The organism is Alcaligenes sp. EGD-AK7 (assembly GCF_000465875.3).
Classification (GTDB): domain Bacteria; phylum Pseudomonadota; class Gammaproteobacteria; order Burkholderiales; family Burkholderiaceae_B; genus Alcaligenes; species Alcaligenes phenolicus.
Window position 1 is genome coordinate 1 of record NZ_AVOG02000049.1, and the last position, 572, is coordinate 572.

At 58.0% G+C, this 572-nt stretch carries 1 protein-coding gene; it reads left to right on the top strand.

The genetic code is table 11. The features are described from left to right. Nucleotides 1-572, top strand: a 572-nt coding sequence (locus tag N879_RS15685; protein ID WP_031232963.1) for an outer membrane protein assembly factor BamB family protein, incomplete at both ends; no start/stop codon positions are given.

Consider the following 572-nt stretch of genomic DNA (forward strand, 5'->3'; position numbering starts at 1 on the left):
AATTCGCCGATGCCAACTGGTCAACCAGGTACGACCTGAAAGAGCAGCGCCATATCGTTGCCGACGACGCCAGGTATCCCGACGGCGAGAAGAATATCTACCCATCGGCATTCGGTGCGCACTCATGGCACGCGATGTCCTATAACCCCGAGCTGAATCTTGCCTTTATCCCTACCAACCATCTAGGCAACACCTTCAAGGACGACGGTAAAAATACGAAGCCTGGCCATAAGATGGCGAGCCACAAACTCTATCTGGGGCTGACCGGTTGGGAATTGACCAAGGACCCGCACGAGTCACGGGGCTCGTTGCAGGCCTGGGACCCGGTCAAGAACAAGCGCGTGTGGCAGGTAAACCAGAAGAGTCCTTGGGGCGGCGGTACCTTGACCACGGCCGGCAACCTGGTTTTCCAGGGCGAGCCCGATGGCCTGTTCAAAGCTTATGACGCACGCACCGGTGAAGAACTCTGGTCCTATGACGTCGGCCTCGGTATCTCCGCGCCACCGATCACTTACAAGTTGGATGGCAAGCAGATGGTGTCCCTGCTGGTGGGCCCTGGTGGTGCATTGGCC